At 73.0% G+C, this 20353-nt stretch carries 15 protein-coding genes; 8 read left to right on the top strand and 7 right to left on the bottom strand.

Going from position 1 to position 20353, the window contains the following annotated elements:
• Nucleotides 1–125: 125 nt before the first annotated feature.
• On the top strand, nucleotides 126–422 hold the full coding sequence (locus J2S55_RS28745) for a gas vesicle protein K (RefSeq protein WP_306867322.1): 297 nt from the start codon (nucleotides 126–128) through the stop codon (nucleotides 420–422).
• 66 nt (nucleotides 423–488) lie between these two features.
• On the opposite strand, the gene J2S55_RS28740 is transcribed toward J2S55_RS28745, so the two are convergent.
• Complete coding sequence (locus J2S55_RS28740) at nucleotides 489–656, bottom strand: hypothetical protein (RefSeq protein ID WP_306867319.1); 168 nt, start codon at nucleotides 654–656, stop codon at nucleotides 489–491.
• Between the two features lie 224 nt (nucleotides 657–880).
• Between J2S55_RS28740 and J2S55_RS28735 the strand changes: the two genes are divergently transcribed.
• On the top strand, nucleotides 881–2938 hold the full coding sequence (locus J2S55_RS28735; RefSeq protein WP_306867316.1) for an ATP-binding protein: 2058 nt from the start codon (nucleotides 881–883) through the stop codon (nucleotides 2936–2938).
• Here J2S55_RS28735 and J2S55_RS28730 read toward each other — a convergent pair whose 3' ends face one another.
• Nucleotides 2939–3859: a 4-epi-cubebol synthase gene (locus J2S55_RS28730; protein WP_306867312.1), complete on the bottom strand. Its 921-nt coding sequence runs from the start codon at nucleotides 3857–3859 to the stop codon at nucleotides 2939–2941. It lies immediately after the preceding gene.
• A gap of 145 nt (nucleotides 3860–4004) precedes the next feature.
• Entirely contained in the window at nucleotides 4005–4397 is a 393-nt protein-coding gene (locus J2S55_RS28725; protein WP_306867309.1) for an ankyrin repeat domain-containing protein, read from the bottom strand.
• A gap of 102 nt (nucleotides 4398–4499) precedes the next feature.
• Here J2S55_RS28725 and J2S55_RS28720 point away from each other — a divergent pair, with 102 nt between their 5' ends.
• Both J2S55_RS28720 and J2S55_RS28715 read left to right on the top strand, forming a co-directional pair.
• Nucleotides 4500–5408, top strand: a complete 909-nt coding sequence (locus J2S55_RS28720; RefSeq protein ID WP_306867306.1) for a proteasome assembly chaperone family protein — start codon at nucleotides 4500–4502, stop codon at nucleotides 5406–5408.
• Complete coding sequence (locus J2S55_RS28715) at nucleotides 5401–6438, top strand: Gfo/Idh/MocA family protein (protein WP_306867303.1); 1038 nt, start codon at nucleotides 5401–5403, stop codon at nucleotides 6436–6438. Before J2S55_RS28720 ends, J2S55_RS28715 begins: the two co-directional genes overlap by 8 nt.
• Before the next feature lie 66 nt (nucleotides 6439–6504).
• On the opposite strand, the gene J2S55_RS28710 is transcribed toward J2S55_RS28715, so the two are convergent.
• The 3 genes from J2S55_RS28710 to J2S55_RS28700 all read right to left on the bottom strand — a co-directional run bounded on the left by J2S55_RS28710 (nucleotide 6505) and on the right by J2S55_RS28700 (nucleotide 12449).
• On the bottom strand, nucleotides 6505–7302 hold the full coding sequence (locus tag J2S55_RS28710; RefSeq protein ID WP_306867299.1) for a tyrosine-protein phosphatase: 798 nt from the start codon (nucleotides 7300–7302) through the stop codon (nucleotides 6505–6507).
• Between the two features lie 91 nt (nucleotides 7303–7393).
• Nucleotides 7394–9955: a tetratricopeptide repeat protein gene (locus J2S55_RS28705; protein ID WP_306867296.1), complete on the bottom strand. Its 2562-nt coding sequence runs from the start codon at nucleotides 9953–9955 to the stop codon at nucleotides 7394–7396.
• A 400-nt stretch (nucleotides 9956–10355) separates the two neighbouring features.
• On the bottom strand, nucleotides 10356–12449 hold the full coding sequence (locus tag J2S55_RS28700) for a M6 family metalloprotease domain-containing protein (RefSeq protein ID WP_306867293.1): 2094 nt from the start codon (nucleotides 12447–12449) through the stop codon (nucleotides 10356–10358).
• 168 nt (nucleotides 12450–12617) lie between these two features.
• Between J2S55_RS28700 and J2S55_RS28695 the strand changes: the two genes are divergently transcribed.
• Nucleotides 12618–13664: an amidohydrolase family protein gene (locus J2S55_RS28695; RefSeq protein ID WP_306867289.1), complete on the top strand. Its 1047-nt coding sequence runs from the start codon at nucleotides 12618–12620 to the stop codon at nucleotides 13662–13664.
• A gap of 178 nt (nucleotides 13665–13842) precedes the next feature.
• Here the strand turns inward: J2S55_RS28695 and J2S55_RS28690 are convergent, their stop codons facing one another.
• A complete protein-coding gene (locus tag J2S55_RS28690; protein WP_306867286.1) occupies nucleotides 13843–14259 on the bottom strand; it encodes a MarR family winged helix-turn-helix transcriptional regulator in 417 nt (138 codons plus the stop codon).
• 122 nt (nucleotides 14260–14381) lie between these two features.
• Between J2S55_RS28690 and J2S55_RS28685 the strand changes: the two genes are divergently transcribed.
• The 3 genes from J2S55_RS28685 to J2S55_RS28675 all read left to right on the top strand — a co-directional run bounded on the left by J2S55_RS28685 (nucleotide 14382) and on the right by J2S55_RS28675 (nucleotide 20306).
• A complete protein-coding gene (locus J2S55_RS28685; RefSeq protein WP_306867283.1) occupies nucleotides 14382–16118 on the top strand; it encodes an ABC transporter ATP-binding protein in 1737 nt (578 codons plus the stop codon).
• Nucleotides 16119–16251: 133 nt separating this feature from the next.
• Nucleotides 16252–17388: a PP2C family protein-serine/threonine phosphatase gene (locus J2S55_RS28680; RefSeq protein WP_306867280.1), complete on the top strand. Its 1137-nt coding sequence runs from the start codon at nucleotides 16252–16254 to the stop codon at nucleotides 17386–17388.
• Nucleotides 17389–17492: 104 nt separating this feature from the next.
• Nucleotides 17493–20306, top strand: a complete 2814-nt coding sequence (locus tag J2S55_RS28675; protein ID WP_306867277.1) for an ATP-binding protein — start codon at nucleotides 17493–17495, stop codon at nucleotides 20304–20306.
• Nucleotides 20307–20353 lie beyond the last annotated feature (47 nt).

Here is a 20353-nt window from a genome sequence, read left to right as displayed (position 1 = left end):
CCGCGACGCCGTACGCGACCCGGCCCCATGGAGCGCGGCCGTACACGGCCCGGCCGGACGCGGCCCGGCCGGACGGGGCGCGGCCCTACGCGGCCCGACCTCACGGAGCACAGCCGGACGCGACCATGCAGGACGGGGTGCGGTCGGGACACCGGCGCATCGAGGCCGACCCCGAGACGGTCCAGCGCGACCTGACCTGCCTGGTGCTCACCATCGTCGAGCTCGTACGCCAGCTGGTGGAGCGGCAGTGCATCCGGCGGATGGACCGGGGCGACCTGTCCGAGGAGCAGATCGAGACGGTGGGCCTGACGCTGATGCGCCTGGAAGAGGCCATGGCCGAGCTGTGCGACCACTTCGGCCTGTCCCCGTCCGACCTCAACCTCGACCTGGGCCCGCTCGGGACCCTGCTCCCCACGGACTGAGCCCGCACGGACCGGACCCCACGGACCGGACCCCACGGGCCGCGGCCTCCTGTCCGGCGGCGGCGCCTAGCCCCAGTGGGGCGGGCGGTCCTCCAGCAGCCGGGCGTCGTCGTCCGCCTCGCGCCAGTCTCCCCACCCCAGGTCGGTGTCGTCACCGGTCTGGTCGGGCAGGATGGGCGGACCGTCGTCGGAGAGGTCGACGGGGCGCAGGTCGTCAGGCTCATTCGATGTCACCCGTCCATGCTAGCCACCGTTACGGCGAGTCATTTTCTCCTTCGGAACAAGGCGCGTCGCGCCCGGTGGAAAGCTCCGCACCGTGGCCCGCAGCGCAAAGGACAGCCGAGGCTCCCGGCGGGTACGATGCGGGTTCAGTGTCAGCTACCCCCCGTGAGGCGGCCATGGCAACGCCATCTGGATGGCGGCGAGACGGCAATCTCCCCAACGAGCTAACCAGCTTCGTGGGACGCACCAGGTTACTGACCACCCTCCGGCAGCGGCTCCGCGAGCACCGCCTGGTCACCGTGACCGGCATCGGCGGGGTCGGCAAGTCCCGCACGGCGCTGCGCATCGCCCACCTGATGCGCGACCAGTTCAGGGACGGCGTGTGGTTCGCCGACCTGGCCCGGCTGCAGGACTCGGGGATGGTCCGGCACACGATCACCTCGGCGCTCGGGATCGCCGACCAGTCGTCCCGCTCGGCGGACGAGACGCTGGTCGAGTGGCTGGGCGACCGCGAGATCCTCCTGATCATCGACACGTGCGAGCACCTGGTCGACGCCTGCGCCACGCTCTTCGAGGACCTGCTGAGCAACGCCAAGGGCCTGACGATCCTGGCGACCAGCCGCCAGTCGCTGAACGCCAGGGGCGAGCACACCGTCACCATCCCGCCGCTGGCCGTCCCCGGCGACTCCCCCGGAGAAGACGTCTTCACCAACGAGGCGGTGCAGCTGTTCACCGCGCGGGCGGGCGCGGTGGTGCCCAACTTCATGCTGGACGAGCACAACATCGGGCCGGTGGCCGAGCTCTGCCGCCGCCTCGACGGCATCCCGCTCGCCATCGAGCTGGCCGCGGTCCGGATGCGGGCGCTGTCGGTGGAGCAGATCCTCGGCCTGCTGGCCGACCGCTTCAGCCTGCTCGCGGGCGCCAGCCGTACGGCGCTGCCCCGGCACCAGACGCTGCGCGCCGCGATCGGCTGGAGCCACGAGCTGTGCGAGCCCGCCGAGCGGCTCCGGTGGGCCCGGCTGTCGGTCTTCGCCGGCGACTTCGAGCTGGACGCCGCCCGCTACGTCTGCTCCGGGGAGAGCCTGCCCGCCGAGGACGTCATGGACCTCGTCGCCAGCCTGGTGGAGAAGTCCATCCTGCTGAGCGACGGCACGCCCTCGGGGCACCGCTACCGGCTGATCGACACCCTGCGCCAGTACGGCGAGGAGTGGCTGGAGAAGCTCGGCGAGACCGCCGCCGTCCGGGAGCGGCACCGCGACTACTACCTGCAGCTCGCCACGAGGAGCGAGGACGCCTGGTCCGGCCCCCGCCAGGTCTACTGGTACGTCCGGATGCGCCACGAGCACGACAACATCCGGGTGGCCCTGGACCACTGTCTGCGCAGCCCCTCCGAGGTGCAGGCGGGGCTGAAGCTGCTGTCCTCCCTGTGGTTCATGTGGGTGGCCTGCGGGCTGGCCCGCGAGGGCAGGGTCTACCTGGAGAGGACCCTGGAGCTGTCCTCCCACCCGAGCCCGGAGCGGTGCAAGGCGCTGTGGGTGCTCTCCTACATCCACAGCGCGCAGGGCAACATCGCCGGGGCCGTGGAGGCCGCCGAGAAGTGCAGCTCCGACGCCGTCCGGGTGGGCGACTCCGGGGCGGTCATCCTGGCCACGAAGATGCTCGGCACGGCCGCGTTCCTCCAGGGCGACCTGCAGAAGGCCAGCGCGCTGCTCGGGGTCGCGATCGAGTTCCACAAGAGCGGCCGGGAGCTCAACCCGGGGCTGCTCCCCTCGATCGTCGAGCTGTCGATGGTGCTGCTCATGCAGAACGACCCGGCCGAGGCCGAGGTGCTGCTGCGCGACTGCATCGCGGTCTGCACCCAGCGCGGCGAGCTGTGGCTGCGCTCCTATGCCATCTACGCCCTGGCCAGCGTCTACCAGGCGATGGGCCGGGCCCCGGAGGCCATGGCCAACGCGCGCGAAGCGCTCCGGATCAAGCGCTACTTCCACGACGTGCTCGGCATCGGCCTGGCGATCGAGGTGGTGGCCAAGCAGGCCCTGGACGACGGGCAGCCGCTGCTCGCGGCGCGGCTGATGGGCGCCGGCCAGGCGAACTGGCGCACCTTCGGGATGCCCCAACTCAACTCGCCCTTCTTCAACACCGAGCACGACCGGTGCGTCAAGGAGTGCCGGCGCGTCCTGGGCGAGCAGGCGCACGAGGAGGCGTTCGCCCAGGGCAGGAAGCTGAATCTGGAGGAGCTGATCGAGCTCGCGCTCGACGACCAGGAGCCGGGCGACCCGCTCCTCCAGACCTGATCACTGGGGGGAGATCCGCTGGGCCGCCCGCTGCCAGGCGACCGTGTAGCGGGAGCTGGTCAGCGAGTAGTCGACGCTCCCGCTGATCCAGAACTCCAGGCCGCGCACGTAGGCGAGCACCGCCTCCGAGCCGAGCGCCTCCAGCGAGGGACGGACCGCCACCATGTCGGCGATGGCCCGGTTGCGCATCTCGCCGATCTCCTCCATCGCCTGCTGCCGGGAGTAGTGCCGGTGCTCGGCCAGCACGTTCACCAGGTTGTTGCGGGAGTTGCCGCCGTCGCTCTCCTTGGCGTAGGAGATGAGGTCGTTGTCCCAGACGACGACGTCGTTGGCGCTCTCGGTGATCGCGCGCATCCCGGGGTGGCGCCACTCGTCGGCGGTCAGGCGGCGGCCGGTGGCGACGTCGATGAGGGCGAAGACGGTGAGCATGGCCCCGGTCCGCCGTCGCATGAAGATGTAGTCCCCCAGGGAGGGCACCACCTCGTCCTCCCGGTTGGCCGCCTCCCACACCTGGGCGAACAGGTAGTCCTTGGTGACGTTGCGCCAGCGGTCGAGCTGGTCGGCGTTGCCGTAGGCGGCGATCCTGCCCTTGATCTCCAGCAGGGATCTGGCGAACACGTCGTCCACCTGCGAGCCGACGTCCAGGTCCTCCAGGACCGCGTAGAACTGGGGCAGCGCGCGGGCGATCTGCGCGGCGCGCCTGTCCGACTCGCAGAAGGCGTCGTCGAAGGCGAACAGCCACACACACCAGTCAGTCACCAGGCGGAGCGTGTGATGGTCGGCGTAGGGGTATGTCCGAGCGGACAGCCACCCGTATTCGGCCCGCCTGTAGCGCTCCACCGTCTCGGCGTCGTCGAGCATTTCCGAGCCGATGAGCCATTCCAACGTCTCTTTGTTGACCTGCTCGACGTAGGGGTTCACTTCACTCGGGAAGGGACAGGGGAGTGGAGGGAGGCGGAGGGGCCGGTCGAACCTGTGCGTAGTAGTAGTTCCCACCCGACAAGAATGGCCGAACACTCAGTGATTTCATATATGTCTTAAAGTAACGACACGTCATAAACAACGTTTAATGCCCGAACCATTTTAGATACTCTCCGTGACCGAACATCCGGGCCGTGTCCGTCGCCGAAGGGGTCCCCTGGTCAGGGTCGGCGCCGGCCTCCAGGAGCGCGCGGATCACCTCTGACTCCTTCTTGAAGACCGCCCCGGACAGCGGCGTCTGCCCGCGGTCGTTGGCCCGTCCCGGGTCGGCGCCCAGGGCGGTCAGCGCGCGGACCGTCTCCGGGTGACCGTGGTAGGCGGCGAGCATCAGCAGCGTGTCGCCTCGGTCGTTGGACAGATCGGCCGGGACCCCGGCCTCGACATACGCGCGGAGCCGGTCGGTCTGCCCGGTCCTGGCCAGGTCGAACAGGCGGGTGGCGAACTCCTCGAGCTCCGGGTCAGGCTGCATGGGATCCATTGTGCCCCGGTAGGGTGCCCATTGATCGCCGCGGGTAGGCGGAATTCACCGGACACCCCACGGGTTCATGTGAAGAGACGACCGACGAAAGGCTGGAACACGGTGTTCGACCCGACGGATCTCTACCGGCTCAGCGGAGACGTCCCTGAGCTGACCGATCCGGTGCTGCTCTACCACTTCGACGGGTTCGTGGACGCGGGGGGCGCCGGACGGCTCGCCTTCGGCCATCTGCTCGGCGAGCTGGAGCACCGGGTCGTGGCGACCTTTGACGTGGACCGCCTGCTCGACTACCGCTCCCGGCGGCCGGTCATGACCTTCGACACCGACCGGTGGGTCGGCGTGGAGAGCCCCGAGATCGCCCTCCACCTGGTCAACGACACCACGGGCACGCCGTTCCTGCTGCTCACCGGCCCCGAGCCGGACCGGGAGTGGGAGCTGTTCACCGCCGCCGTCGACACGCTGGCCACCCGGCTGAAGGTGAGCAAGCTGGTGACCACCCACGGCATCCCGATGGCCGTGCCGCACACCCGCCCGCTGGGCGTCACCGGTCACGCCAGCCGGGCCGAGCTCGTCACCGGCCAGAGCAGCGCCTTCGGCCGGGTCCAGGTGCCCGGCAGCGTGGCCGCGCTGATCGAGTTCCGGCTCGGCGCCAAGGGCCACGACGCCCTCGGCTACGCCGTGCACGTCCCGCACTACCTGGCCCAGGCGGAATACCCCGCGGCGGCGGTGACCGCTCTGGAGGCGGTGACCGGGGGCACCGGCCTGGTGTTCCCCCTGGAGAGCCTGCGCGAGGCCGCCGGCAGGACCGACAGCGAGATCGCCGAGCAGATCGAGGCCTCCGACGAGCTGTCCACCGCGATCACCGGCCTGGAGCAGCAGTACGACGCGTTCGCCGCCGGGGCCGAGCGCGAGAACCTGATGGCCGAGTCCTCCGAGATGCCCACCGGCGACGAGCTCGCCGCCCAGTTCGAGGCCTTCCTCGCCGAGCGCGACGAGCAGCGCGGTGACTGACCTCCGCGTCGGCCTCATCGGATACGGCGTGGCCGGGGCGTTCTTCCACGCCCCGCTGATCGCCGCGACCCCGGGGCTGCGCCTGTCGGCCGTGGTGACCGGCAACCCCGAGCGGGCCGCCGAGGTGGACCGGAGATACGGCGCGCGGGCGGTGGGCGACGCCGCCGAGCTGTGGGACTCCAGTGACCTGATCGTGGTCGCCTCCCCCAACCGCACCCACGTCCCGCTGGCCGAGGCCGCGCTGAAGGCCGGCCTGCCGGTCGTGGTGGACAAGCCGCTGGCGGCGACCGCGGCGCAGGCCGAGTCCCTGGTACGGCTGGCCGGCGACCTCGGCCTGATGCTGACCGTCTTCCAGAACCGGCGCTGGGACGGCGACTTCCTGACGGTCAGGCGGCTGATCTCCTCGGGAGAGCTCGGCACGGTGAGCCGGCTGGAGTCCCGGTTCGAGCGCTGGCGTCCCACCCCCAAGGGGGGCTGGCGGGAGGTCGGCGGGGCCGAGGAGGTCGGCGGTCTCCTCTACGACCTCGGCAGCCATCTGGTGGACCAGGCCCTGCGCCTGCTCGGCCCGGTCACCGACGTCTACGCCGAGTCCGACGTCCGCCGCTCCGCGGTCACCTCCGACGACGACACCTTCATCGCCCTCACCCACGCCGGCGGCGCCCGCTCCCACCTGTGGGTCAGCGCGGTCGCGCCCCGGCTCGGCCCCCGCTTCCGGGTCCTGGGCTCGGCGGCCGGCTACCTGAAACACGGCCTGGACGTCCAGGAGGACCGCCTGCGCGCCGGTCTCACCCCTGACTCCCCGGGTTTCGGCGAGGAGCCGCAGGAGCGGTGGGGCAACCTGGGCACCGACGACGCCCACCACCCCGTCCGCACCGAGCCGGGCGCCTATCTCGACTTCTACAAGGGGGTGGCGGCGAGCCTGCGCGAGGGCGCCCCGCCGCCGGTCGACCCGGGCGAGGTGGTCGAGGCCCTCACCGTCCTGGAGGCCGCCCGCCGGTCGGCCGCCGAGCGCCGGGTGATCGCCGTCTGACGGCAGCGGGTCGCGGACGGCCGCCCCGGCGAGCGGGCGGGAGACCGGGATCCCCCGCCGGCGGCGTCAGTCGCGCAGGCGGGAGCGGAGCGCCTGGGAGTCCGCCTCGGTCCAGCCGTGGGAGGCGAGCCACGGCAGGGGGCCGCCGAAGCGGTCGTCGATGACCTGAAGGAACTGCTCGATGTATTCCGGCCGCGGCCGGTGGTCGTCGGCCGGACGGGAGTCGAGGTCGTCGCGGTAGGTGGCGCTGGAGCGCAGGCGGGCCAAGATGCTCTCCAGGCGCTCGCCGGTGGCGGTGTAGTCGGCGACGATCGCCTCCCGGGTGGCGCCGGCGACCTCCAGGGCCAGGGCGCAGACGACGCCGGTGCGGTCCTTGCCCGCCGCGCAGTGCACGACGGCGGCGCCGTCGCCGCCGGCCATGGCGCGCAGGGCGGCCAGCACCGAGTCAGGACGGTCACGCAGGTAGGCGTAGTAGAAGCCGGTCACCCTGAGCTCGGCGAGATCCTCCTCGACCCGCTCCTGCCAGGGCAGCACCCTGTCGGCGTCGATCGTGTCGGCCTCGACGTCGGTGTGCCTGCCGCCCTCGGCGAACAGCGTGTGGTGGTGGATGCTCACCTCCGGCACGGCCGTGAGCGGCCCGGGGCCCTCCAGGGACACCTCGGCGCCGGAGCGCAGGTCGATGACGTGGCGGAGCTTGAGCTCACCGACGAGCAACTGGATGTCGCGTCCGGTCAGCCCCTGCAGGTTGTCCGACCGGAACACGCGGCCGAAGCGCGTGGTCCCGCCGTCCACCGTCGCGAGCCCGCCGAGGTCGCGCACGTTGACGGCACCTTCAAGATCAATCCATCGCGTGAAGTCATTCATCACGATGAGCCTATACGCCAGGGTATGTCCGCACAGTTAACGCCCGGTGCTCATTGCCGCAACGGCGCCGCCCCGCCGAGCGGGGTCCGGCTCACTCTCCGGCGCGGCGCAGGAGTTCGAGGGTGCGGCCCATCCCGGCCTGGTTGCCCAGGCTCCGGTAGATGTCCTGGGCGTGCCTGAGCGGGAAGAGCGCCGCATCGCGATCACCCGCCTCCAGATGCGCCTCGCCGAGGTAACGCAGGCTCCTGGCCATCCACCAGCGGTCGCCCAGCTCCTCGAACGCGTGCACGGCCCGCTCCAGGGACGCCCGCGCCTCGGGGGCACGGCCCAGCCGGCCGTGGGCGCGTCCGGCCGACAGCTCGGCCCTGGCCACGCCCCAGGAGTCGCCGAGGGCGCTCAGCATCTCCGTGGCCCGCCGTACGTAGGTCAGCTCGCGGAGCCCGTCGGCCGGGTTGCCGACCTCGCCGGCCGCGCGCAGGCACCTGGCCTCCTCCCAGAGCTCGCCTCTGAGCCGGAAGGTCTCCGCCGCCCGGTCGAGGCTGAACCCGGCCCGGATGAAGTCCTCCTCGGCGGCCCTCGTCTCCCCCTTGGCGTGCAACGCCCGCGCGGTCGCGCCGAGCACCTCGCCGTAGGCGCGCAGCGTCTGCGCCTCGGAGTAGCGGTTGCGGTCGTGCTTGAACACCTGCAGGGCCTCCTCCAGCAGCTCCTTGGCCTGCTCGGGCCGGCGCTGGGCGAGCCGGAGCTCGGCCAGGTTGCGCTGGGTCCGGGCCGTCCACCAGCGGTCGTCCTCTCCCTTGAAGGCGGTGATCGCCTCGATGAGGTAGTCCTGGCCCAGGTCGAGGTTGCCGTCGCTGAACAGCGACATGCCGACCGAGCGCATCGCCCGCGCGGCCCACCAGGACTCCCCCAGCCCGGTGAAGAGCTCCAGCGCCCGCTCGGCGTCCGCCCTGGCGACCTGGTGGCTGCCCTGCCCGCCGGTCACCGCCGCCCGGTCCAGCAGCGCGATGCCCAGGGCCCGCCGGTCGTCCATGTGGACCGCCGCCTCGCAGACGATCTCGGCGACCGCCCGCCAGTCGGACCAGTAGGCCCGCAGGGAGTGGCACAGCGAGCAGAAGGCCCGGCCCAGCCCCCAGGCCAGCTCCCACATCTCCAGGCCGCGGGCCTGGTTGATCATGGCGACCAGGGTCAGCCGCTCGGCGTTGAGCCAGTCGGCCGCCGACGCCTGGGCGAGCGTCGTGGACGCCGGGTCGGCGTTCCTGCCGCTGCGGCCCCAGTCCTGCGGCCAGCGGGCCATGGCGGCGGTCTCGGCACGGCGGCGGTAGCCGGACAGGACCCGCTCGATGGCCGCCCGGCGGTGGCCGTCGTCGTCGCCGGAGCCGGAGTAGGCCAGCTCGCGGGCGAAGATCCGGACCAGGTCGTGCAGCCGGTAGCGCATCACGCCGGAGAAGTCGATGCCGGAGCACTCGGCGAGCTGGGTGTCGACCAGGGCCTCCAACTGGTCGGCGCCCTCCAGCTCGGAGGCGGCCAGCAGCTCCCCCGCCACCCAGCCGGGCACGTCGGGGGCGGTGAGCAGGCTGAGCAGGCGCAGCAGGCGGCGCTGGAGGCCGGTGCAGTCGTCGTAGCTGAGCTGGAGCGAGGCGCGCACGCTCTTGTCGAGCCTGCGGGCGAGTTCGAGCTGGTCCAGGCGGCGGCGCTCGTCCCTCAGCCGGTCGGCGAGGCCGCGCAGGGTCCAGTTCTCCCGGGTCGCCAGGCGCCCGCCGCAGATGCCGATGGCCAGCGGCAGGTGGTCGCACATGCGGACGATCTCCTGGGCCGACTCCAGGTCGGCGGCGACCCGGTCGTCCCCGGCCAGCCGGGCCAGCAGCTCCACGCCCTGCGCCTCGCTGAACACCGACAGCTGCTTGTCGTAGGTGTTGAGCAGGAACAGCGGCTGCCGCGAGGTGATCATCACGGCGCACCCCGGCTCGGCCGGGATCAGGTCCTTGACCTGGTCCCCGTCCTGGGCGTTGTCCAGGCCGATCAGGATGCGCCTGCCCTTGGTCCAGGTCAGCCAGAGCTTGCGCAGCTCGGTCAGGCCGCCGGGGTCGGTGGTGAGCCGCACCCCCAGCGCCCGCAGGAAGCCGATCAGCACCTCCTCGGGCTGGACCGGCGCCTCCACCGCGCCGCGCAGGTCGGCGTAGAGGCGCCCGTCGGGGAACCGGTCGGCGACCTCGTGCCCGAACCTGGCGGTGAGCGCGGACTTGCCCACCCCGCCCCTGCCGTACACCGAGACGACCAGCGGCGAGGTGTTCTCGCCGGGGCCGCGGGAGCGGCGGCGCTCGGCGAACACCTGGCGCAGCTCGGCCAGCGATTCGGTGCGCCCGGTGAAGTGCGTGGAGACCGGTGGCCACTGGTCGGGCGGGCGCCAGGAGGGGCCGTGCCCCGGGGCGGGCTCCTGCTGCTCCCGCTCCCGCGCCCCGGTGGTCGCCCAGGTGAGCAGGCCGACCAGGAGGGCGGTGCACACGGTGATGCCCACCTTGACCTGGGTGGGCAGGTCCCAGATGTCGAGCGACGTGGCCAGGATGCTGGCGACCGCGGCGGCGATTCCGGCGGCGGCGGGGGCCGCCAGCGGGATCGATCGCCTCCGCGGTCCCGGATCACGATGATCAGGCACGTTCGACGGCCTGGGCATCCACACCCCCCGGAGAGAACCGCGACACGTCCGCGGCCCCCGCCCCGGCCGACGTGTCGTCCAAGATTTATTGAACCAGACTCCCGGCGGCCGGCGGCGTCCCGAAGTGACACGGATCAGTCGAGAACGTGACATTACCGCGAATTTCCGGAGCGGAGCGCCCCGGCCCCGGCCATGCGGAGGGCCGGCGGGCACGCCCTCGACCCCGCCCCGGCGCGCCGCCGGAGATCCGGCCTGAGCCGCCGGTGACGGGGTACGGCACGCGCCTCCGCGACCGCGGTACGGCGCGCGCCCCCGGAGCCGCCGGTGACGGGGTACGGCGGGCCCGCCGTACCCCGTCACCGTCCGTCCGTGGGTCTCCTCCGGCCTCCGCCGGGACCCGCTACAGGCCGATCACGTGACAGGTGGCCTTGGCGGTCCTGGACGGGTCGCTCTCGGAGGTGGCGGTCAGCGTGACCTTGGCCAGACGGCTGCCGCCGGAGGCCCGCTGGGCGTTGACGGCCACCAGCGTCCGCCCGCCGAAGTCCGCGGTCGCCAGCTGGTTGGGCAGCGAGGCCGTCCAGCCCCTGCCCTCGACGGTGGCCGAGAGCCGGTAGACGTCGCCGTTGAGGTAGGCGCTCACGTCCTCGGGGTGCTGCCCCTGGGCGGGGGCGGCCTTGCCGGTGTTGAACAGCGGGAAGCGGCAGGAGGACAGGCCCTTGCCGTCGGGGACCCCGGCGGCGGGCAGCAGCTTCAGGCCGCGCCGCTGCGGCCCGGCGCCGTCCAGGGAGCGGACGGCCACCGTGTAGGACAGGACGCCCTCGCGGTCGCGCTGCACGTCGAGGACGTAGAAGTGGAGCCTGTTGGCCTCGTCGACGTACTCGAACTCGGAGCCGGAGTCGGTGCCGGCGTGGAACAGGGCGTCCGAGAGCTGGCGGTAGTCACCGATCGTGATGGGCACGGCGGTGCCGTCGGGCAGGACGTAGTCGGTCATCCCGATGTCCTGCGGGTTGGCGTCGACGACCCACTCGAACGGCGCGCGGTCCTCGTTCTTGGTCTTGGCCAGCAGCACGCCGGAGTCGGGCGTGAAGGAGTCGGCACCCATCCGGTCGACGACCTCGACGGTGTAGTTGTTGTAGCCGCCGCCGTCGCAGAACGGGTCCTTGGCGGTGTCGCAGGCCGGGCTGCGGTCACCGTCGCCGAAGGCGATGTTGACCCCGGACAGGCCGGTCGGTCCCGGCTGGACCACCCGGGCGGTGACCTTGGCCACGACGAGACCGGACTCGGCCAGCGCCTCGCGGGACAGACGCAGCACGTTCCGCTCGTCCACCATCTCAAGCTTGATCTTGTTGCGGAGCATGTGCTGGGCGCCCATGGAGCCGCCTCCGGTGGGCGGGATCATCCAGCGGCTGTGCGGGCCGCCGGGCCCGTTGAAGCTGCCCCGGCTGAGCATCTCCCAGATGCCGGTGTAGGCCCGCCTGGGCGGCACCCCGAACGGGTTGTTGTAGTTGTCGCCGATGCCGAGGATGTGGCTGAGCTCGTGGGCGTAGACGCCCTGCCCGGAGCTCTCGGCCTGGGTGGAGGACCCGCCTCCGGCGTTGGGCCAGATGGCCGAGGCCGAGGCCCAGGAGGTCCACTCCACGTACCGGGTCCTGGCCCAGTTGGGCAGGGCGGGGTCGGGCGGGCCGAAGTCGTCGGTCACCGCCTCCTTGGCCGGGAACTTGATCGGCCCGAACTCCTGCCAGGTGGCAGACTCGTCCTGACCGGCGCTCAGGAAGAAGACGAAGTCGAACCCGGCGGGGACCTCCGTCCCCTCGGCGGCCACCCAGGCGGCCCGCCCGTCGGTCCTGATGTTCTTGTTGCAGCTGTCGCCCGCCGGGCAGCCGGTGCCCGCCTGGAACTCCATGGCGTACTCGTGGGACTTGCCCGGCATCCGGTAGGGGCCGAAGGCGGTCAGGTCGACGCCGTAGCGGCCGCCGGAGTCCTCCATCCAGTACTCGTGGATGGTGTGGCCGCGGTTGAGCTGGTTGGGGGTGTTGAGGAAGTCCTTGTAGAACTGGGCGACCTTCTCACGCGGCACGTCGTGGGCCTCGGCGCTGGGGTTCTTGAAGACCGTCGACCCCTGGGGCTGGGTGACCACGAACGGCTGGTTGGGATAGTCGAGCAGGACCAGCGCGCCGCGGAAGGTGCGCTTGGAGCCCTTGACCGCAGGGTCGGCCCAGTCGGTGCCCGGCGATTTCCGGTAGTCGGCCCACGTCATGTGGTCCGGGTTCTTCCAGTTCTGCGGGTCGATCGGGGCCGGGCCGCCGGGCTTGCCGCGGAGCGTGGCCGTGGGTTCGTCCCGCTGCCAGGGCTGGGTCTGGGGCCAGTGGTCCAGACGCCAGGGGTGCTCGGGCGCGGGAGAGGGGTCGGCGGAGGCGGGGGCGGAGGCGAGTCCGACGGGGATCAGCACCACCGCCGCGATGAGAGCTTTCAGCAACCTGGGGGGTCGAGTCACGCCAAATGACGCTATAGATCGCTTTATCAACGATCAATCGTCTTATGTAGGAATGTCGTCTGTCAGGTGTAGGAAAACGGCCCGCGACGCACCCCTCCGGTGCGACATTTGAGATCAGCAGGCCGATGCCCTTACCCTCCCTAAAGGGACAAACGGACAGGAGTGTCTATGCCCACGCGCGCGGGCCACGCCATCGGCGCCCGTGCGCTCACGCCGGTCGCCGTGCACAGCGCGCCCCTCGTCCTCCCCGTCTGCGAGCCGCCCGTCGAGGACGGCGCCGTCGCCGTCCGGGGCCACCGGGTGGTCCGGGTCGGCCCGCGCCGGGAGATCGAGGCCGCCTATCCCGAGCTCGTCCCGGCCCGCTGGCCGGGGATGATCATACCGGGGCTGGTCGACGCCCATCTCCGGCTGGACCGGGCCCTGTCCCGGGTCACCGCCCACGGCGTCACCGCGGTCGCGGGCGTGGCGGGCGACCTGGACACCGCGTCCGCGGCCGGTGAGGCCGGCCTCGGCGGCGTGACCTACCTGGAGACGCGCTGCGAGGACGAGAGGCGCTGGGAGCACGACGGGCGTGACCGGCTGATCACCGCCATCCGCGAGGTGGACCATCCGGGGATCGTCGGCATCGCCCCGCACTCCCCCGACCCCGCGGTCATGGAGGACCTGGCCATCCTGTCCCGGACGTTCGGGCTCCGGCTCCACGTCGAGCTCGGGCGGCATCCGGCCGCCTTCCTGGACGAGGTGGGCGCCCTCGGGCCCGGCTGCCACGTGGCGATCTCCGGCCCGCTCGACGAGACCGGACGCAAGCTTCTCCGGGCCCGGAACACGGCGGTGGCGATCTCGTCGCCGTTCGCCGCCGAGGGGCTGCTGGACGGCGAGCTCACCGTCGCCTTCGGTACCCGGACCGGCGGCGACCCGCTGGCCGCCGCCCGCGCGCACGCCCGCGACCCGGTCCGCGACCGGCTCCTGGTCGAGGCGGTGACCCTGGGCGGGGCCCGGGCCCTGGGCATGGCCGAGGGCCCGGGCCGCCTGGGCTCCCTCGGCCCGGGCAGCCGGGCCGACTTCGCCGTCTTCGCGGTGGAGGCCGACGGGCCGACCGCCTACACCGCCCTGCTCCGCGAGGGGCCGGGCCGGTGCGTGGCCACGGTCATCGGCGGCCGGATCCGCCACCGCCCCGGCGACGACCTGGACGCCGAAGCCAGGCGGCTCGCCTGACCGGGGCCGGGAGGCCCGCCCCGGCCGCCGGACCTCCCACGCCCGGCGGGCGACATGACGGCCCGGACGACCGGCCCGGCGACGCCCGAGCCCACCGGCCCGACGACCCCGGCGAGCCCACCGGCCCGGCGGACGCGCGAGCCCACCGGCCCGGCGAGCCGGCGGGCGCGCGGCCCGCCTACCCGAACTCGCGGTCCACCAGCCCCAGCAGCTCCCTGAGCCGGTCCTGCTGCTCGGAGGTGAGGACGGAGAACAGCTCCTCGGCCACCTGCCTGCGCGCCTCGCGCACCTGCGTGTACTGGGCCCGGCCCTCGGGAGTGATCACCAGCAGGATGGAGCGGCGGCTGGCCGGGTCGACCTCGCGGCGGACCAGACCGGCCTCCTCCAGCGCGTCCACCACCGGGGTGACCGAGCGCGGCACGATCCTGAGTCTCTCGGCGAGCTGCACCATCTTCAGCGGCGGCTCGGCGTCGGCGATCACCCGCAGCGCACGTGCCTGGCCGGGGCTGAGTCCGAGCGGCCCGAGCCGCTCGCCGTAACCGCGCCGCAGCCGGTGGCCGACGCCGTGCACGAGATCGGCCAGTTCCCTCTCCACACCCCGAACTTATCTCATTGTCCGCTGGAATTAATGTGAGTTAACCTCTGTTTGAGATAGCATCAGAAAGAGGTTGCATGACTGAACGAACCGAGAAAGCTCTCCGGCCCGAAGCACCTGACATGAACGACGGACCCCAGGTGCCCCTGCGGCGCATCGTCGCCCTGTTCCGCCCCTACCGGGGCCGGCTCGCCCTGGTGGGCGCCCTCATCGGGCTGTCCTCGCTGGTCTCGCTGGCCTCGCCGTTCATGCTCCGCGAGGTGCTCGACGACGCCGTCCCCAACGGCAGGACCGGCCTGCTGACGCTGCTGGCGCTCGGCATGGTCGCGGTCGCCGTCACCACCAGCGTGCTCGACGTCGTCCAGACGCTCATCTCCACCACCGTGGGCCAGCGCGTCATGCACGACCTGCGCACCGCCGTCTACGGCCACCTCCAGCGCATGTCCCTGGCCTTCTTCACCCGCACCCGCACCGGCGAGGTGCAGTCGCGCATCTCCAGCGACATCGGCGGCATGCAGTCGGTGGTCACCTCCACCGCCGCCTCGATCGTGTCGAACCTGACCACCGTGGTGGCGACGGTCATCGCGATGCTCGTCCTCGACTGGCGGCTGACCGTCGTGTCGCTGCTGCTGCTGCCCGTCTTCGTCGGGATCAGCCGCAGGGTCGGCCGCGAGCGCAGGAAGATCACCTCGGAGCGGCAGCGGAAGACGGCCGCGCTGTCCTCCATGATCCAGGAGTCGCTGTCGATCAGCGGGATCCTGCTGGGCCGGACCATGGGCCGCGGCCCCGAGCTCACCGGGCGGTTCACCGCCGCCTCCGGCGAGCTGGCCGACCTGGAGGTCCGCTCCAGCATGGCCGGGCGCTGGCGGCAGTCCACCATCCAGATCATCATGGCGGCCATGCCCGCGATGATCTACTGGGCCACCGGGCTGACCTCCGCCGTCTCCATCGGCACCGTCGTCGCCTTCACCACGCTCCAGATGAGCCTGTTCCGGCCCACCGTGTCGCTGCTGCGGCTCGGCGTGGACGTGCAGAGCTCCCTGGCCCTCTTCGCCCGGATCTTCGAATACCTCGACCTGCCCGTGGACATCCACCCCGGCACCCGGACGTTGACGGACGTGCGCGGCGAGGTGCGCTTCGAGCGCGTGGACTTCTCCTACGGCGAGGCCCCGACCCTGTCGGAGGTGGACCTCACCGTCCCCGCCGGCACGTCCCTGGCCGTGGTCGGCGAGACCGGCTCGGGCAAGACCACGCTGAGCTACCTGCTCCCCCGCCTCTACGACGTGACCGGCGGCCGGGTCACCGTCGACGGCGTGGACGTGCGCGAGCTGACCTTCGAGACGCTGGCCGAGACGGTCGGCGTGGTCTCCCAGGAGACCTACCTGTTCCACTCCTCGATCGCCGACAACCTCCGTTTCGCCAAGCCCGCCGCGACCGACGCCGAACTGGTCGAGGCCGCACGTGCCGCCCGGATCCACGACCACATCATGTCGCTGCCCGACGGCTACGACACCATGGTCGGCGAGCGCGGCTACCGCTTCTCCGGCGGCGAGAAGCAGCGCCTGGCCATCGCCCGTACCCTGCTGCGCAACCCGCCCGTGCTGATCCTCGACGAGGCCACCAGCGCCCTCGACACCCAGACCGAGCGCGCCGTCCAGGAGGCCCTGGACACCCTGTCGCGCGGCCGCACCACCATCACGATCGCCCACCGCCTGTCCACCGTCCGCGACGCCGACCAGATCGTCGTCCTGGACCACGGCCGCGTCGCCGAGCGCGGCACCCACGGCGAGCTCCTCGCCGCCGGCGGCCCCTACGCCGCCCTGGTCCGGCGCGAGGAGCCCCTGGCCGCCGCCGCCTGATCCGCGGGCTCGGTCCGGCGGGCTCGGTCCGATGGGCTCAGTACGGCGGGCTCGATCCGGCGGGCTCGGTCCGGCGGGCTCGGTCCGGCGGGCTCGGGAAAGATCCGTTTCCAGCAGGGTGTAAGCAGGAAGAATGCAGCTTAGGCAGCGTGTTTCTGAGTTACGCGACCTGCGGCGTCCGGGATACGCGCTGGCCGCGATCCCGTTCGGGCTGATCCTGGGGATCACGGTCGCCGACGTCCTGATCCCGGGCCGGGTCCACCTGGCCCCGCTGCTGGTCGCCGCGCCCGCGATCACGGCCGCCCTCGCCGGCCCGCGGCTGACCGGGACGGTCGGCCTCCTCGCCGTCGCCGACCAGATGCTCATCGGCGCCCGCGACGGCGAGCTGGGCTCCCAGGAGCTGCGCGTGCAGGTCCTGGCCCTGATGGTGGTCACGGCCCTGGTGGTGGGCTTCTCCCTGCTCCGCGACCGGGACCGGCGGGAGCTCGTCCAGGTGCGGTCGGTGTCCGAGGCCGCGCAGCGGGTCCTGCTGCGGCCCCTCCCCGAGCTGATCGGCCCGCTCCGGCTCGCCTCGGTGTATCTCGCCGCCGAGGAGGAGGCCCAGATCGGCGGCGACCTGTACGGCGCCGCACGGACCACCGGCGGGACCCGGCTGATCATCGGCGACGCCCGGGGCAAGGGCCTGGAGGCCATCTCCGAGGCCGCCCTGCTGCTCGGCGCCTTCCGCGAGGCCTCCCGCCGCCACACCAGCCTGCCCATGCTCATCGCCGACCTGGAGGAGAGCGTCAGCGCGGGCCCGGGGCAGCCGGTCGAGGCGGGGCACGACGCCGACGAGAGCTTCGTCACCGCCGCGGTGTTCGAGATCCCCGACGACGACGCGCTGCTCGACATGATCAGCTGCGGGCATCCGCCGCCCCTGATGATGCGCGGCGGGCGTGTCACGACGCTCCACGCCGGCCGGCCCGCGCCCCCGCTGGGCCTGGGCGTGCTCCACGAGCCCGACTACGACATCGAGACGTTCAAGTTCGAGGCGGGCGACATCCTCCTGCTCTACACCGACGGCGTCATCGAGGCCCGCGATCCCGGCGGCGTCTTCTACCCGCTGGCCGAGCGGGTCTCCGGCTGGACCGGCGACAGCCCCGAGGCACTCCTGCGGCACATCCACGACGACCTCCTCGCCCACGTCGGCGGCCATCTTGGCGACGACGCCGCCATGATCGCGATCGAACGCCTCGCCGGCCGGGACGGCCCGGCCGCGTGTGATTCTTGACACGCACCCGCAACAAGCCCGTTATGTCCAAGGGTTGACCTTGAATGGAGATATGTGGGTACCCTCCGTGAGGGTCCCGCAGCCGTCTCCCCTCGGAGCCGCCAATGAGCAACCCGGCCTCGCCCGTACTCGTTGGACGCGCCTCTGAGCTGCGGGTTCTGATCGACGCGATGACCCGCCCGCCGGCCGTGGTGATGGTGGAGGGAGAGGCCGGCATCGGGAAGACCCGGCTCGTCCACGCCGCGCTGAACCGTCTCGTGTCCGGCGACCGCTCCATCCTGCTCGGCTACTGCCACCAGATCCGCGAACCCTTCCCGTACGGGCCCGTGGTGGAGGCGCTGCGGGAGGTCGCGGGCCGGCTGCCGGCGGCCGAGGCCCTCAGTCCGGTCACCGGCGCGCTCCGCGACTACCTCCCCGAGCTGGCTCACGCGCTCCCGCCCGCGCCGCAGCGGCTGAACGACCCGCGGGCCGAGCGGCACCGGCTGTTCCGCGCGATGCGCGCCCTGCTGGCGGCCGTCGGACCGGCCCTGCTCGTGATCGAGGACCTGCACTGGGCCGATGACGGGACGCGGGACCTGCTCCGTTTCCTGGCCGACCAGCCGCCTGAAGGGCTGACGGTGGTGGCGACCTACCGGCGCGAGGACCTGGGCACGCCCGGCCTGCCGCTGGGTCACACCTACCGGCGCCCGCCCGGCACGACGAGCCTGGTGATACCGCTGCGGCCGCTGGACGCCCCGGGGGTGAGCAGCCTGGCCTGCGCGCTGCTGAAGCGCCCCGACCTGCCCCCGGCGTTCATCACCCGGCTGCACGAGCGTACGGCGGGCATCCCGTTCGTGGTGGAGGAGGTCGTCCGCTCCCTGCCCGACGTGGAGGGGCCCGACGCGCTGGACCGCGCCGGGGTGCCACTGCTGCTGCGCGAGGCGATGGCCGAGCAGATGGCCGGCCTGTCCGCCGCGGCGGTGAGCGCCGTGCAGGCGGCGGCGGTGCTGCGGCTCCCCGTGGGCGAGCGGCTGATCACGGCGGTCGGCGGGGACCCCGCCGGGCTGGGTCAGGCGCTGCGCGCCGGCGTGCTCCACGAGCATCCCGGCGGCCGCTACGGCTTCCGCCACGCCCTGGCCCAGCAGGCCGTGTACGACGCGATCCCGGGCCCGGACCGGCGGCTGGCGCATGAGCGCGCGATGACCGCGCTCGCGGCGGTGGAGCCGCCGCCACTGGTCCAGCTCGCCTTCCACTCCCGGCAGGCCGGGGACACCGGCGCCTGGCTGCGCCACGGCAGGGCGGCCGCCGACCAGGCGGCCGCCCTCGGCGACACCGCCCTGGCGGTCGAGGTGCTCGACGGCATGCTCGCCGACCCCGATCTGCCCACGCCGGACCGCGGTCCCCTCGCGCTGGCGCTGAGCCGCCTGGCGGCGGCCGAGCTGTCGCACCAGCGGGTGGTGCGGCTGCTGCGCCGCCTGCTGCGGGACGACTTCCTCGCCCGCGAGGTGCGCGGCGAGGCACGGCTCAACCTCGGCCTGGTGCTGTGCAACCAGGCGGGCGACAGCGCCGCCGGACGTCCTGAGATCATGGCCGCCGTCGCCGAGCTGCACGACCGGCCGACGCTGGCCGCCCGCGGCTGGGCCAGCCTCGCGCTGCCGGGGTGGGGGACCGAGTCGCTGGCGACGCACGAGGAGTGGATGGCCCGCGCCGAGGCGCTCGTCGCGACCGCCGACAACCCGGAGCTGGCGGCCGCGGTCCTGGCCAACCGGGCCTCGTTCGAGATGACGATCGGCTCCCGCGACGCCTTCGCCGTCGCCGCCACGCTGCCGGTCACCGACCCGTCCGCGGCGGTCCGGCGGGAGGCCGCCCGCGGCTACTGCAACCTTCACGACTCGGCGACCATGCTGGGCCACTACGCCGCGGCGGAGATGTTCGGCCGGGAGGGCCGGCGGCTGGCCGCGGAGGCCGGCGCGCAGTACCCCGCCTATCTCGTCGACGTCTCGACGGTCCACCGGCAGTGGCTGACCGGCCGGTGGGACGGGCTCCGCGACCGGGCGATCACCCTGGCGGAGCTGGCCACGGAGACTCCGCTGATCGCGGTGGACGCCTGGCTGGTGCTGGGGCTGCTCGCCCTGGCCACCGGCGAGTGGGAGGAGGCCGCCGGGCACCTGCGGGGCGCGGGCATGGACGCGCCGGACGCGCGCTTCCTGCCGGTCGTCGTGGCCGCCGCGGGCGGTCTGGTCGAGCTGCACCTCGCCCGCGGCGCGCTGGAGAGCGCGGTCACCGAGGCCCGGCAGGCGGTCGCCCGGCTACGCCGCAAGGGGGTGTGGGTCTGGGGCGCCTACCTGATCCCGTCCGCCGTCACCGCGCTCGCCCGGGCCGGGCTCGTGAACGAGGGGTCCGAGCTGGTGGCCGAGTTCGCCGACGGGATCGCGGACCGTCTCGCGCCCGCCGCGCACGCCGCCCTCGACCACGCCCGGGGCGCGCTGGCCGCCGACCGGCGGCCGGCCGACGCCGCCTGCTGCTTCGCCCGTGCCCGGGAGGCGTACGCGGCCCTGCCCCAGCCCTACGCGGCGGCGCGGGCGGGTGAGGGCGAGGCGCGGGCCAGGCTCGCCCTCGGTGACCGCTCCGCCGCCCCGGCCCTCGCCGAGCTGGCGGAGCGGTTCGGCGCGCTCGGCGCCACCCACGACGCCGCGCGCTGCCGGCGCGCGCTGCGTGACATCGGCGTGGAGTCCCCGCTGCCGCGGGGGCGCAAGGGCAACGCCGGCGCGCTGTCCCAGCGGGAGAAGGAGGTCGCCCGGCTCGTCGCGCTCGGCCGGACCAACCGGGAGATCGCCGACGTCCTGTTCCTGTCGACGCGCACGGTCGAGACCCACGTCGCCACCGTGCTGCGCAAGCTCGGCCTGCGGTCGCGGACCGAGGTCGCCCCGCCCGTCTGAACGGGTGCGCGCGCCGGCCCGTGCTCACCGGCCCGGGCGGCCCCGCC

The organism is Streptosporangium brasiliense (assembly GCF_030811595.1).
Lineage (GTDB): Bacteria > Actinomycetota > Actinomycetes > Streptosporangiales > Streptosporangiaceae > Streptosporangium > Streptosporangium brasiliense.
The sequence above is the reverse complement of the archived record's forward strand: the minus strand, read 5'-3'. Positions and strand labels throughout refer to the sequence as shown.

Coding starts and splice junctions, on each gene's coding strand:
- J2S55_RS28745 (WP_306867322.1), top strand. CDS start 126: ATGCAGGACGGGGTGCGGTCGGGACACCGGCGCATCGAGGCCGACCCC.
- J2S55_RS28680 (WP_306867280.1), top strand. CDS start 16,252: ATGCAGCTTAGGCAGCGTGTTTCTGAGTTACGCGACCTGCGGCGTCCG.
- J2S55_RS28685 (WP_306867283.1), top strand. CDS start 14,382: ATGAACGACGGACCCCAGGTGCCCCTGCGGCGCATCGTCGCCCTGTTC.
- J2S55_RS28695 (WP_306867289.1), top strand. CDS start 12,618: ATGCCCACGCGCGCGGGCCACGCCATCGGCGCCCGTGCGCTCACGCCG.
- J2S55_RS28675 (WP_306867277.1), top strand. CDS start 17,493: ATGAGCAACCCGGCCTCGCCCGTACTCGTTGGACGCGCCTCTGAGCTG.
- J2S55_RS28725 (WP_306867309.1), bottom strand. CDS start 4,397: ATGGATCCCATGCAGCCTGACCCGGAGCTCGAGGAGTTCGCCACCCGC.
- J2S55_RS28710 (WP_306867299.1), bottom strand. CDS start 7,302: ATGAATGACTTCACGCGATGGATTGATCTTGAAGGTGCCGTCAACGTG.